This is a genomic window from Enterobacter chuandaensis (assembly GCF_039718975.1).
Taxonomy (GTDB): Bacteria; Pseudomonadota; Gammaproteobacteria; order Enterobacterales; family Enterobacteriaceae; genus Enterobacter; species Enterobacter chuandaensis.
The window spans coordinates 831,413-845,317 of sequence record NZ_CP097173.1; the positions used below are offsets into that span (position 1 = coordinate 831,413).

Annotated in this window: 11 protein-coding genes; all 11 read left to right on the forward strand. The window is 57.4% G+C overall.

The genetic code is table 11. The annotated features are described in order from the left end of the window. Positions 1–13 precede the first annotated feature (13 nt). Genes MX657_RS04090 through ftsA form a run of 11 tightly spaced genes read left to right on the forward strand, consistent with a single transcriptional unit; the run spans position 14 to position 13,851 of the window. The gene (locus MX657_RS04090) at positions 14–1,780 is read left to right on the forward strand and encodes a peptidoglycan glycosyltransferase FtsI (protein WP_346807400.1); all 1,767 of its coding nucleotides are present in this window, start codon (positions 14–16) and stop codon (positions 1,778–1,780) included. Beyond that, positions 1,767–3,254, forward strand: a complete 1,488-nt coding sequence (gene murE / locus MX657_RS04095; RefSeq protein ID WP_346807402.1) for a UDP-N-acetylmuramoyl-L-alanyl-D-glutamate--2,6-diaminopimelate ligase — start codon at positions 1,767–1,769, stop codon at positions 3,252–3,254. Before MX657_RS04090 ends, murE begins: the two co-directional genes overlap by 14 nt. Further along, positions 3,251–4,609 (forward strand): UDP-N-acetylmuramoyl-tripeptide--D-alanyl-D-alanine ligase, encoded by a 1,359-nt coding sequence (gene murF, locus MX657_RS04100; RefSeq protein WP_346807404.1) that lies wholly within the window; start codon positions 3,251–3,253, stop codon positions 4,607–4,609. The genes murE and murF overlap by 4 nt, the downstream gene beginning before the upstream one ends. Beyond that, the gene (gene mraY, locus MX657_RS04105) at positions 4,603–5,685 is read left to right on the forward strand and encodes a phospho-N-acetylmuramoyl-pentapeptide-transferase (RefSeq protein ID WP_008501985.1); all 1,083 of its coding nucleotides are present in this window, start codon (positions 4,603–4,605) and stop codon (positions 5,683–5,685) included. Before murF ends, mraY begins: the two co-directional genes overlap by 7 nt. Positions 5,686–5,687: 2 nt before the next feature. Continuing rightward, complete coding sequence (murD, locus tag MX657_RS04110) at positions 5,688–7,004, forward strand: UDP-N-acetylmuramoyl-L-alanine--D-glutamate ligase (protein ID WP_346807406.1); 1,317 nt, start codon at positions 5,688–5,690, stop codon at positions 7,002–7,004. Then, positions 7,004–8,248: a cell division protein FtsW gene (gene ftsW / locus MX657_RS04115; protein ID WP_218728546.1), complete on the forward strand. Its 1,245-nt coding sequence runs from the start codon at positions 7,004–7,006 to the stop codon at positions 8,246–8,248. The genes murD and ftsW overlap by 1 nt, the downstream gene beginning before the upstream one ends. Next, entirely contained in the window at positions 8,245–9,309 is a 1,065-nt protein-coding gene (gene murG / locus MX657_RS04120; protein ID WP_219366769.1) for an undecaprenyldiphospho-muramoylpentapeptide beta-N-acetylglucosaminyltransferase, read from the forward strand. The genes ftsW and murG overlap by 4 nt, the downstream gene beginning before the upstream one ends. Before the next feature lie 56 nt (positions 9,310–9,365). After that, on the forward strand, positions 9,366–10,841 hold the full coding sequence (gene murC, locus MX657_RS04125) for a UDP-N-acetylmuramate--L-alanine ligase (protein ID WP_119916037.1): 1,476 nt from the start codon (positions 9,366–9,368) through the stop codon (positions 10,839–10,841). Further along, complete coding sequence (locus tag MX657_RS04130) at positions 10,834–11,754, forward strand: D-alanine--D-alanine ligase (protein ID WP_217479513.1); 921 nt, start codon at positions 10,834–10,836, stop codon at positions 11,752–11,754. Before murC ends, MX657_RS04130 begins: the two co-directional genes overlap by 8 nt. Before the next feature lies 1 nt (position 11,755). Continuing rightward, complete coding sequence (gene ftsQ, locus MX657_RS04135) at positions 11,756–12,598, forward strand: cell division protein FtsQ (RefSeq protein ID WP_116342512.1); 843 nt, start codon at positions 11,756–11,758, stop codon at positions 12,596–12,598. Continuing rightward, positions 12,595–13,851 carry a cell division protein FtsA gene (gene ftsA / locus MX657_RS04140; protein ID WP_006173845.1) on the forward strand — a complete coding sequence of 419 codons (1,257 nt, stop codon included), beginning with the start codon at positions 12,595–12,597 and terminating at the stop codon, positions 13,849–13,851. Before ftsQ ends, ftsA begins: the two co-directional genes overlap by 4 nt. Positions 13,852–13,905: the final 54 nt, after the last annotated feature.

Here is a 13,905-nt window from a genome sequence, read left to right on the forward strand (position 1 = left end):
GAACACGCGACGCATGAAAGCAGCGGCAAAAACGCTCAAACCAAAACGTCAGGAAGAACAGGCCAACTTTATCAGTTGGCGTTTTGCGTTGCTTTGCGGCTGCATTTTAATGGCGCTGGGTTTCCTGCTGGGACGCGTGGCGTGGTTGCAAATCATCGCCCCTGACATGCTGGTACGCCAGGGGGATATGCGCTCCCTTCGCGTTCAGGAAGTGTCGACTTCTCGCGGAATGATCACTGACCGTTCCGGTCGCCCGCTGGCGGTGAGCGTGCCGGTAAAAGCGATCTGGGCCGACCCGAAAGAACTGCACGATGCCGGTGGCATTACGCTTGATAACCGCTGGAAAGCGCTGTCTGATGCACTGAAAATGCCGCTCGATCAGCTAGCCTCCCGCGTCAACGCCAACCCGAAAGGGCGTTTTATCTATCTGGCGCGTCAGGTTAACCCTGACATGGCGGACTACATCCGTAAACTGAAGCTGCCGGGCATACATCTGCGTGAGGAATCCCGTCGGTATTATCCTTCAGGCGAAGTAACCGCTCACCTCATCGGCTTCACCAACGTCGACAGCCAGGGGATTGAGGGCGTTGAAAAAAGCTTCGATAAGTGGCTCACCGGCCAGCCTGGCGAGCGTATCGTACGTAAAGACCGCTACGGACGCGTCATTGAGGATATCTCTTCCACTGACAGCCAGGCAGCGCACAACCTGGCGCTGAGTATCGACGAGCGCCTGCAGGCGCTGGTCTACCGCGAGCTGAACAACGCCGTGGCCTTCAACAAGGCCGAGTCTGGCAGCGCCGTATTGGTAGACGTCAGCACCGGCGAAGTGCTGGCGATGGCCAACAGCCCGTCCTACAACCCGAATAATTTTACCGGCACCGCAAAAGATGCGATGCGTAACCGGGCGATCACCGACGTGTTCGAACCCGGCTCCACGGTGAAACCGATGGTGGTGATGACAGCGCTTCAGCGCGGTATCGTCAATGAAAACACGGTTCTTAATACCATCCCTTACCGTATCAACGGCCACGAAATTAAAGACGTGGCGCGCTACAGCGAATTGACCCTGACCGGGGTGTTACAGAAGTCGAGTAACGTCGGTGTTTCAAAGCTGGCGTTAGCGATGCCGTCCTCAGCGTTAGTAGAGACTTACTCACGTTTTGGGCTAGGAAAGGCGACCAATTTGGGGTTGGTCGGAGAACGCAGTGGCTTATATCCTCAAAAACAACGGTGGTCTGACATAGAGAGGGCCACCTTCTCTTTCGGCTACGGGCTAATGGTAACTCCGTTACAGTTAGCGCGAGTCTACGCAACGATTGGCAGCTATGGCGTTTATCGCCCGCTGTCGATTACCAAAGTTGATCCACCGGTTCCGGGCGAGCGTATCTTCCCGGAATCTATCGTTCGTACCGTTGTGCACATGATGGAAAGCGTGGCGCTGCCGGGCGGCGGCGGCGTGAAGGCGGCCATCAAAGGCTACCGCATCGCCATTAAAACCGGTACGGCGAAAAAAGTGGGGCCAGACGGCCGCTACATCAACAAATACATTGCCTATACCGCAGGCGTTGCGCCTGCAAGCAATCCGCGTTTTGCGCTGGTGGTCGTGATTAACGACCCACAGGCGGGTAAATACTACGGCGGCGCCGTCTCCGCGCCTGTGTTCGGGGCCATCATGGGCGGCGTACTGCGCACCATGAACATCGAACCGGATGCGCTGGCGACGGGCGAAAAAAGTGAATTTGTAATTAATCAAGGCGAGGGTACAGGTGGCAGATCGTAATTTGCGCGACCTTCTCGCTCCGTGGGTGCCTATGCTACCTGCGCGAGCACTACGAGAGATGGTACTGGACAGCCGCGTGGCTGCTTCTGGCGATCTTTTTGTGGCGGTGGTCGGTCATCAGGCGGACGGGCGTCGTTATATCCCGCAGGCGATTGCGCAAGGTGTTGCTGCCATTATTGCTGAGGCCAAAGACGAGGCAACCGACGGTGAGGTCCGTGAAATGCACGGTGTGCCGGTTATCTATCTCAGCCAGCTGAATGAGCGTCTCTCTGCGCTGGCAGGACGTTTTTATCATGAACCTTCTGACCAGCTGCGGCTGGTTGGCGTGACGGGCACAAACGGAAAAACGACCACGACCCAGCTGATGGCGCAGTGGGCGCAGCTGTTGGGAGAAACCGGTGCGGTGATGGGCACCGTGGGTAACGGCCTGCTGGGCAAAGTGAGCCCGACGGAAAACACCACAGGCTCCGCGGTTGACGTACAGCACGTGCTTGCCGGTCTGGCAGGGCAGGGGGCAACCTTTGCCGCGATGGAAGTTTCCTCGCACGGCCTGGTACAGCACCGTGTGGCAGCGCTGAAATTTGCGGCTTCCGTGTTTACCAACCTGAGCCGCGATCATCTTGACTATCATGGTGATATGGAACAGTACGAAGCCGCGAAATGGCTGCTGTTCTCCACTCACCATTACGGACAAGCCATCATCAACGCCGACGACGAAGTGGGCCGCCGCTGGCTGGCGAAGCTGCCGGACGCGGTAGCGGTGTCGATGGAAGACCATATTAATCCGAACTGCCACGGCCGCTGGCTGAAGGCGGTTGCGGTGAATTATCACGATAGCGGGGCGACAATTCGCTTTACCTCTTCGTGGGGTGAAGGCGAAATTGAAAGCCGTCTGATGGGCGCTTTTAACGTCAGCAACCTGCTGCTGGCGCTGGCGACGCTGCTGGCGCTGGGGTACCCGATGGACGAACTGCTGAAAACGTCAGCGCGTCTGCAGCCGGTTTGTGGCCGTATGGAAGTGTTTAGCGCGCCGGGCAAACCGACCGTGGTGGTCGATTACGCCCACACGCCGGATGCGCTGGAAAAAGCGCTGGAAGCGGCGCGTCTGCACTGCACCGGTAAGCTCTGGTGCGTGTTTGGCTGCGGCGGCGATCGTGACAAGGGCAAACGTCCCCTGATGGGCGCCATTGCGGAGCAGTTCGCAGATATTCCGGTAGTCACCGATGACAACCCGCGTACGGAAGAGCCGCGCGCCATCATCAACGACATTCTGGCGGGCATGCTGGACGCGGGCCGCGCTCGCGTGGTGGAAGGCCGCGCGGAAGCCGTGACGAACACCATCATGCAGGCAAAAGAAAACGACGTGGTTCTGCTGGCCGGTAAGGGTCATGAAGATTATCAGATTGTTGGCAACCGTCGTCTGGATTACTCCGACCGCGTAACGGCAGCGCGTCTGCTGGGAGTCGTCGCATGATTAGCATCACCTTAAGCCAGGCCGCTGCCGTGCTGCACGGTGAACTGCTGGGTCAGGATCTGACCATTGACGCCGTCACGACCGATACGCGCAAAGTGACCGCGGGATGTCTGTTTGTGGCGCTGAAAGGCGAGCGTTTTGATGCGCATGATTTTGCCGGACAGGCCAAAGAGAATGGCGCGGGCGCGCTGCTGGTCAGCCGCAGGCTCGACATCGATCTGCCGCAGATTGTGGTGAAAGATACGCGTCTTGCGTTCGGTGAACTGGCCGCCTGGGTGCGTCAGCAGGTATCTGCTCGCGTCGTCGCGCTGACCGGGTCATCAGGCAAAACGTCAGTAAAAGAGATGACGGCTGCCATTCTCAGCCAGTGTGGTAACACGCTTTATACCGCGGGCAACCTCAATAATGACATCGGCGTGCCGATGACATTACTTCGCCTGACCAAAGAGCATGACTATGCGGTGATTGAGTTAGGGGCAAACCACCAGGGCGAAATCGCCTGGACTGTAAGCCTGACTCGCCCGGAAGCGGCGCTGGTGAATAACCTCGCGGCTGCGCATCTGGAAGGCTTTGGCTCGCTGGAAGGCGTGGCGAAAGCCAAAGGTGAGATTTACACCGGCCTGCCGGATGACGGTATTGCCATTCTGAACGCCGACAACAACGACTGGCTGAACTGGCAGAGCATCATTGGTTCGCGTAAAACCTGGCGTTTCTCGCCGAACGCAGCCAACAGTGATTTTACCGCGACCAATATCCATGTGACGTCGCATGGCACGGAATTCACGCTGACAACCCCAACGGGTGGCGTTGAGGTGCTGCTGCCGCTGCCGGGTCGCCATAACATTGCCAACGCGCTTGCGGCTGCGGCGTTGTCCATGGCGGTAGGCGCATCGCATGATGCGATCAAAGCAGGTCTGGCGAACCTGAAAGCCGTGCCGGGGCGTCTGTTCCCGATTCAGCTTTCGGAGAACAAGCTGCTGCTGGATGACTCCTACAACGCCAACGTCGGCTCAATGACGGCAGCGGTGCAGGTGTTATCTGAAATGCCGGGCTATCGCATCATGGTAGTTGGCGATATGGCAGAGCTGGGCGACGAAAGCGAAGCCTGCCATACCCAGGTGGGAGAAGCGGCGAAAGCGGCGGGGCTGGACTGCGTGCTGAGCGCAGGAAAACTGAGCCAGGCGATTAGCCAGGCCAGCGGCGTTGGCGAACATTTTGCTGACAAAACCGCGTTGATAGAGCGCCTTAAAGCGTTGATTACAGAAAAACAAATTGTGACAGTGTTAGTGAAAGGTTCACGTAGTGCCGCCATGGAAGAGGTTGTGCACGCATTACAGGAGAACGGGACATGTTAGTTTGGCTGGCCGAACATTTGGTCAAATATTATTCAGGCTTTAACGTCTTTTCCTATCTGACGTTTCGCGCCATCGTCAGCCTGCTGACTGCGCTGTTCATCTCATTGTGGATGGGCCCGCGCATGATTGCCCGTCTGCAAAAACTCTCTTTCGGTCAGGTTGTGCGTAACGACGGTCCGGAGTCGCACTTCAGCAAGCGCGGTACGCCGACCATGGGCGGGATCATGATCCTGACCGCGATCGTCGTTTCCGTACTGCTGTGGGCCTATCCGTCTAACCCGTACGTCTGGTGCGTGCTGACCGTACTGGTGGGCTACGGCATCATCGGGTTTGTGGATGATTACCGCAAAGTCGTTCGCAAAGATACCAAAGGCCTGATTGCCCGCTGGAAGTATTTCTGGATGTCGGTGATCGCGCTGGGCGTCGCCTTCGCGCTGTATCTGGCAGGAAAAGACACGCCCGCCACCGAACTGGTGGTGCCGTTCTTTAAAGACGTGATGCCTCAGCTGGGGCTGTTCTACATCCTGCTGGCCTACTTTGTGATTGTCGGCACCGGGAACGCCGTTAACCTGACTGATGGTCTGGATGGTCTGGCGATTATGCCTACCGTCTTCGTGGCGGCCGGCTTTGCGCTGGTGGCGTGGGCGACCGGTAACATGAACTTTGCGAACTACCTGCACATTCCTTATCTGCGTCATGCGGGTGAGCTGGTTATCGTCTGTACGGCGATTGTCGGCGCGGGGCTGGGCTTCCTGTGGTTCAACACCTATCCTGCGCAGGTCTTTATGGGCGACGTCGGTTCTCTGGCGCTGGGCGGCGCGCTCGGCATTATCGCCGTGCTGCTGCGTCAGGAGTTCCTGCTGGTGATCATGGGCGGCGTGTTTGTGGTTGAAACCCTGTCGGTGATTTTGCAGGTCGGCTCCTTCAAGCTGCGCGGTCAGCGCATCTTCCGGATGGCGCCGATCCACCACCACTATGAACTGAAAGGCTGGCCGGAGCCGCGCGTGATCGTGCGCTTCTGGATTATTTCGCTGATGCTGGTGCTGATTGGCCTGGCAACGCTGAAGGTACGTTAATCATGGCAGATTACCAGGGCAAAAAAGTCGTTATCATCGGGTTAGGCCTCACTGGCCTGTCCTGCGTGGACTTTTTCCTTGCGCGTGGCGTGACGCCGCGCGTGATGGATACGCGTGTCTCTCCGCCGGGTCTGGACAAGCTGCCAGAACAGGTTGAACGCCACCTTGGTGGTCTGAATGATGACTGGCTGCTGGCAGCCGATCTGATTGTTGCCAGCCCGGGTATGGCGCTGGCGCACCCTTCGCTGAGCGCCGCTGCGGATGCGGGCGTTGAAATTGTTGGCGATATCGAGCTGTTCTGCCGCGAAGCGCAGACACCCGTTATCGCGATTACCGGTTCCAACGGCAAAAGTACCGTCACCACCCTGGTGGGTGAAATGGCGAAAGCAGCGGGGAAAAATGTCGGCGTTGGCGGCAACATTGGTTTACCAGCGCTGATGCTGCTGGACAAAGGCTGCGAGCTGTACGTGCTGGAACTCTCCAGCTTCCAGCTTGAAACCACCTCCAGCCTGCATGCCGCCGCTGCAACGATCCTCAACGTGACGGAAGATCATATGGACCGGTATCCATTTGGTCTGCAGCAGTACCGCGCCGCCAAGCTGCGCGTATACGAAAATGCCAAAGTCTGCGTGGTTAATGCCGATGACGCGCTGACCATGCCGGTGCGCGGCGCGGACGAGCGCTGCATCAGCTTTGGTATCACCATGGGGGATTACCACCTGAACCGTCAGCTGGGCGAAACCTGGCTGCGCGTGAAAGGCGAGAAAGTGCTGAACGTGAAGGAGATGAAGCTTTCCGGCCAGCACAATTACACCAATGCCCTGGCGGCGCTGGCGCTGGCGGATGCCGTAGGGCTGCCGCGCTCCTCCAGCCTGAAAGCGTTGACCACGTTTACTGGTCTGGCGCACCGCTTCCAGCTGGCGCTGGAGCATAACGGCGTGCGCTGGATTAACGACTCCAAAGCCACCAACGTGGGCAGCACGGAGGCCGCGCTGAACGGCCTGCACGTTGACGGTACCCTGCATCTTCTGTTGGGCGGTGACGGTAAATCCGCTGATTTCTCCTCCCTGAAGCAATACCTCACCGGCGATAACATCCGTCTGTACTGCTTTGGCCGTGACGGCAGCGAGCTGGCTGAGCTACGCCCGGAAATTGCCGAGCAAACTGAAACGATGGAGCAGGCGATGCGCCTGATCGCCCCGCGCGTGCAGCCTGGCGACATGGTTCTGCTCTCTCCGGCCTGCGCCAGCCTCGATCAGTTTAAGAATTTTGAACAGCGTGGCGATGTCTTTACCCGCCTTGCGAAGGAGTTAGGCTGATGCGTTTATCTCTCCCTCGCCTGAAAATGCCGCGCCTGCCAGGATTTGGGATCCTGGTGTGGCTGTTTGCGGCGCTGAAAGGCTGGGTGATGGCTTCACGGGATAAAGATTCCGATAGCCTGATTATGTACGACCGCACCCTGTTCTGGCTGACGCTGGGGCTGGCGGCGATCGGCTTTATCATGGTGACCTCGGCTTCCATGCCTGTTGGACAGCGTCTGGCGAACGATCCCTTCCTGTTCGCCAAGCGTGACGGGTTGTACATCATTCTGGCGTTCTGCCTGTCGCTGGTGACGCTTCGTCTGCCGATGGCGTTCTGGCAGCGGCACAGCACCGCGATGCTGATCGCCTCCATCATCATGCTGCTGATCGTGCTGGTTGTCGGGAGCTCCGTTAACGGGGCATCGCGCTGGATCGCCTTCGGGCCGCTGCGTATTCAGCCAGCGGAATTTACCAAGCTTTCGTTGTTCTGCTATCTGGCGAACTACCTGGTCCGTAAGGTTGATGAAGTGCGTAACAACCTTCGCGGCTTCTTAAAACCGATGGGCGTGATTCTGGTGCTCGCGATCCTGCTGCTGGCGCAGCCTGACCTCGGGACCGTTGTCGTACTGTTTGTTACCACGCTGGCGATGCTGTTCCTGGCGGGGGCCAAGCTGTGGCAGTTCATCGCCATTATCGGGATGGGGATTTCAGCGGTGGTGCTGCTGATTCTCGCCGAGCCTTACCGTATCCGCCGCGTGACCTCGTTCTGGAACCCGTGGGAAGATCCGTTCGGTAGCGGCTATCAGCTGACGCAGTCGCTGATGGCCTTTGGTCGCGGTGAAGTCTGGGGGCAAGGTCTGGGCAACTCAGTACAGAAACTGGAGTATTTACCGGAAGCGCACACCGACTTCATCTTCTCCATTATTGGGGAAGAACTGGGTTATATCGGTGTGGTATTAGCGCTTTTAATGGTATTCTTCGTCGCTTTCCGCGCCATGTCGATTGGCCGAAAAGCGCTGGAGATCGATCACCGCTTCTCGGGCTTCTTAGCCTGCTCAATTGGTATCTGGTTTAGCTTCCAGGCGCTGGTTAACGTCGGGGCCGCAGCAGGTATGCTGCCGACCAAAGGTCTGACGTTGCCGCTGATCAGCTATGGTGGTTCGAGCCTGTTGATCATGTCGACGGCCATTATGTTTTTGTTACGTATAGATTATGAGACGCGTCTGGAGAAAGCCCAGGCGTTTACACGAGGTTCACGATGAATCAACCGAAGCGGTTAATGGTGATGGCAGGCGGTACCGGCGGACACGTGTTCCCGGGGCTGGCGGTTGCGCACCATTTAATGGAGCAGGGCTGGCAAGTACGCTGGCTGGGAACCGCAGACCGCATGGAGGCCGACCTGGTGCCGAAGCACGGTATCGAGATCGACTTTATTCGTATTTCCGGCCTGCGTGGCAAGGGCCTCAAGGCCATGCTGATGGCGCCGGTGCGTATTTTTAACGCCTGGCGTCAGGCGCGCACCATCATGAAGCGCTTTAAGCCCGATGTGGTGCTGGGCATGGGCGGCTATGTTTCTGGCCCCGGCGGGCTGGCTGCGTGGTCATTAGGCATTCCCGTTGTGCTGCATGAGCAAAACGGTATCGCCGGTCTGACCAACAAGTGGCTGGCGAAAATCGCCACCAAAGTGATGCAGGCGTTTCCCGGCGCGTTTCCGAAAGCGGACGTGGTGGGTAACCCGGTGCGTGTGGACGTGCTGGCGCTGCCGCTACCGGACGCTCGCCTGACGGGCCGTGAAGGGCCGGTTCGTATACTGGTCGTCGGCGGCTCTCAGGGGGCGCGTGTCTTAAACCAGACGATGCCGCAGGTTGCCGCAAAGCTGGGCGATACCGTCACGATCTGGCATCAAAGCGGAAAAGGCGCGCAGCAGACCGTTGAACAGGCTTATGCCGGGGCAGGGCAGCCGCAGCATAAAGTCACAGAGTTTATCGACGACATGGCGGCAGCGTATGCCTGGGCCGATGTCGTGGTCTGTCGCTCTGGCGCGCTGACGGTGAGCGAAATCGCCGCCGCAGGTTTACCCGCGCTGTTTGTGCCGTTCCAGCACAAAGACCGACAGCAGTACTGGAATGCGTTGCCGCTTGAGAAAGCCGGCGCGGCAAAAATTTTTGAGCAGCCACAATTTACCGCCGATGCGGTCGCCACCACCCTGGCGGGCTGGAACAGAGACGCACTGCTGGAGATGGCTCAGCGCGCGCGCGCGGCCGCTATCCCTGATGCGACGGAACGGGTGGCAAAAGAAGTGAGCCTGGCAGCCCAGGCTTAACCCTCGCAGCGCGTGTTGCGCTGCACGAATTTTAAGTAGTCGATGGCGTTTAGAGAATGAATACACAACAACTGGCAAAACTGCGTTCAATCGTGCCCGAGATGCGTCGCGTCCGGCACATTCACTTTGTTGGCATCGGTGGTGCTGGCATGGGCGGTATTGCCGAAGTGTTAGCTAACGAAGGCTATCAGATCAGCGGGTCTGACCTGGCGCCAAACCCTGTAACGCAGCAGCTGGCGTCGCTTGGGGCGACTATCTATTTCAACCATCGCCCGGAAAACGTGCGCGATGCTAGCGTGGTGGTGGTCTCGAGCGCCATCTCCTCTGACAACCCGGAAATCGTTGCCGCGCACGAAGCGCGCATTCCGGTGATCCGCCGTGCAGAAATGCTGGCGGAACTGATGCGTTTCCGCCACGGCATCGCGATTGCCGGGACCCACGGTAAAACCACGACCACGGCGATGGTTTCCAGTATTTATGCGGAAGCGGGTCTCGACCCGACGTTCGTCAACGGCGGTCTGGTTAAAGCCGCAGGCGTACATGCGCGTCTGGGCCACAGCCGTTATCTGATTGCGGAAGCGGATGAGAGCGATGCGTCGTTCCTGCACCTGCAGCCGATGGTAGCGATTGTCACCAATATCGAAGCTGACCATATGGATACCTACCAGGGTGACTTCGAGAACTTAAAGCAGACCTTTATCAACTTCCTGCACAACCTGCCGTTCTATGGACGTGCGGTGATGTGCGTGGACGACCCGGTGATCCGCGAGCTGCTGCCGCGCGTCGGGCGTCAAATCACCACTTACGGCTTCAGCGACGATGCTGACGTCCGCGTGGAAGAGTACAAGCAGATTGGTGCGCAGGGGCATTTCACCCTGGCGCGTCAGGACAAAGAGCTGCTGCACGTCACGCTGAATGCGCCAGGACGCCATAACGCGCTCAATGCCGCAGCGGCAGTGGCCGTTGCGACGGAAGAAGGCATTGATGATGAGGCTATTCTGCGCGCGCTGGAAAGTTTCCAGGGCACGGGCCGTCGCTTCGATTTCCTCGGTGAGTTCCCGCTGGACGCGGTGAACGGTAAGCCAGGCACCGCCATGCTGGTGGACGACTATGGTCACCATCCGACCGAAGTGGATGCGACCATCAAAGCCGCACGTGCGGGCTGGCCGGAGAAAAATCTGGTGATGATCTTCCAGCCGCACCGCTTCACGCGTACCCGCGATCTGTATGACGATTTTGCCAGCGTGCTGTCGCAGGTCGATACCCTGCTGATGCTGGATGTTTACGCCGCAGGCGAAACGCCGATCCCGGGTGCGGACAGCCGTTCCCTGTGTCGTACAATCCGCGGGCGCGGTAAAGTGGACCCAATTCTGGTTTCTGACCCGGCTCAGGTGGCGGAAATTCTGGCACCGGTCCTGACCGGTAACGATCTGATCCTGATTCAGGGGGCGGGAAATATCGGCAAAATCGCCCGTACCTTAGCTGAAATCAAACTGAAGCCGCAAAACCAGGAGGATGAGCATCATGGCTGATAAGATTGCTGTCCTGTCTGGCGGCACCTCCGCTGAGCGCGAGGTTTCTCTGAATTCCGGCGCAGCCGTACTGGCGGGCCTGCGTGAAGGCGGCGTAGACGCGCACCTGGTCGATCCAAAAGAGATCGACGTAACGCAATTAAAAGCGATGGGCTTCGACAAAGTCTTTATCGCATTACATGGTCGTGGCGGTGAAGACGGAACCCTGCAGGGACTTCTGGATTTAATCGGCCTGCCGTACACCGGCAGCGGCGTGATGGCCTCCGCCATTTCTATGGATAAACTGCGCAGTAAGTTACTCTGGCAGGGAGCGGGTTTACCCGTTGCGCCGTGGGTGGCACTGACGCGCAGCGAATTTGAATTGGGTCTGTCGGACAGCGTTAATGCACGCATTGCGGCACTGGGCTTACCGGTTATTGTTAAGCCGAGCCGGGAAGGGTCGAGCGTGGGGATGTCAAAGGTCGATAAAGCTGTCGATTTAGCGTCCGCTTTAGCGCTGGCTTTTCAACATGATGAAGAAGTTTTGATTGAAAAATGGCTCAGCGGCCCGGAATTTACCGTCGCGATGCTGGGTGAAGAAATTTTACCGTCGATTCGCATCCAACCTGCTGGCGTCTTCTATGATTATGAGGCGAAGTATCTCTCTGACGAGACGCAATATTTCTGTCCATCTGGTCTTGAAGCCGAGCGTGAAGCCGAATTACAGTCTCTGGTGCTCAAAGCCTGGAATGTACTGGGGTGCAGCGGCTGGGGGCGCATTGATGTGATGCAGGATCAAGACGGGCAATTTTATCTGCTGGAAGCAAACACTTCTCCAGGCATGACCAGCCACAGCCTTGTGCCGATGGCCGCGCGTCAGGCGGGAATGAGCTTCTCGCAGTTAGTCGTACGTATTCTGGACCAGGCGGGCTGATATGTCTCAGGCTGCATTGAACACGCGCAACCGCGATGACGAAGAAGAATACACGTCTTCACGCCGGAGTAATGGAACGCGTCTTGCAGGGATAATTTTCCTGCTCGGGGTGCTGTGCACCGTGTTTATCAGCGGCTGGATGGTGCTGGGCTGGATGGAAGATGCGCAGCGCCTGCCGCTGTCAAAGCTGGTGGTGACCGGCGAGCGTCACTACACGCGTAACGATGATATTCGCCAGTCTATTCTGGCGCTGGGATCGCCTGGCACCTTTATGACGCAGGACGTCAATATTATCCAGAGCCAGATTGAACGGCTGCCATGGATAAAACAGGCGAGTGTCAGAAAGCAATGGCCTGATGAATTGAAGATTCATCTGGTTGAATATGTGCCCATTGCGCGTTGGAATGATCAGCACATGGTTGACGTAGACGGAAATTCCTTCAGCGTCCCGAGCGATCGTGTCAACAAGCAAAATTTACCGATGTTGTATGGCCCTGAAGGTAGCGAAAACGAAGTATTGCAGGGTTTTCGTGAAATGGGGCAGGTGCTGGCGAAGGACAGGTTTACGTTAAAAGATGCTGCGATGACGGCGCGCCGCTCCTGGCAGTTGACGTTGACGAACGGCATAAAGCTAAACCTGGGACGCGGCGACACAATGAAACGTCTGGCGCGTTTTGTAGAACTTTACCCGGTTTTACAACAGCAGGCGCAGACGGACGGCAAACGGATAAGCTACGTTGATTTGCGCTATGACTCAGGCGCAGCAGTCGGTTGGGAGCCGGCTCCGGTCGAGGAACCTAATCAGCAACAGAATCAGGCACAGGTACAGGCAGAACAACAATGATCAAGGCGACGGACAGAAAACTGGTAGTTGGACTGGAGATTGGCACCGCGAAGGTTGCCGCTTTAGTAGGGGAAGTTCTGCCCGACGGTATGGTCAATATCATTGGCGTGGGCAGTTGCCCGTCCCGTGGTATGGATAAAGGTGGGGTAAACGACCTTGAGTCGGTGGTGAAATGCGTACAGCGCGCCATCGATCAGGCTGAATTAATGGCAGATTGCCAGATTTCTTCTGTCTATCTGGCCCTTTCTGGCAAGCACATTAGCTGCCAGAACGAAATCGGTATGGTGCCGATTTCCGAAGAAGAAGTGACGCAGGAAGACGTTGAGAATGTTGTGCATACGGCGAAGTCCGTGCGCGTGCGCGATGAACATCGCGTGCTGCACGTGATCCCGCAAGAATATGCGATCGACTACCAGGAAGGGATCAAGAACCCGGTTGGTCTGTCCGGCGTGCGTATGCAGGCAAAAGTGCACCTGATCACATGTCACAACGATATGGCGAAGAACATTGTAAAAGCTGTTGAACGTTGTGGCCTGAAAGTTGACCAACTTATTTTCGCCGGTCTGGCGGCAAGTTATTCCGTGCTGACCGAAGACGAACGTGAACTGGGTGTCTGTGTGGTCGATATCGGTGGTGGTACAATGGACATGGCCGTGTATACCGGCGGTGCGCTGCGCCACACCAAAGTGATCCCGTATGCAGGGAACGTTGTGACCAGCGATATTGCTTACGCTTTTGGTACGCCACCGAGCGATGCAGAAGCGATTAAAGTGCGCCACGGCTGTGCGCTGGGTTCCATTGTTGGCAAAGATGAGAGCGTTGAAGTGCCGAGCGTGGGCGGCCGTCCGCCGCGTAGCCTGCAGCGCCAGACGTTGGCAGAGGTGATTGAGCCGCGCTATACCGAGCTGCTCAACCTGGTCAACGAAGAAATTTTACAGCTTCAGGAACAGCTTCGTCAGCAGGGTGTTAAGCATCATCTTGCGGCGGGGATTGTATTAACCGGCGGTGCAGCGCAAATTGAAGGTCTTGCGGCCTGCGCTCAGCGCGTGTTCCATACGCAGGTGCGTATTGGTGCGCCGCTGAATATTACCGGTTTAACGGATTATGCTCAGGAGCCGTACTATTCAACGGCTGTGGGCCTGCTCCACTACGGGAAGGAATCTCATCTCAGTGGTGAAGCAGAAGTGGAAAAACGCGTCTCAGTGGGGTCGTGGGTCAAACGACTGAACAACTGGTTGCGAAAAGAGTTTTAATTTTTTTAAGAGACCGGAGAGAATTAGCGGTCTCGGGCGACAGGCACAACGGAG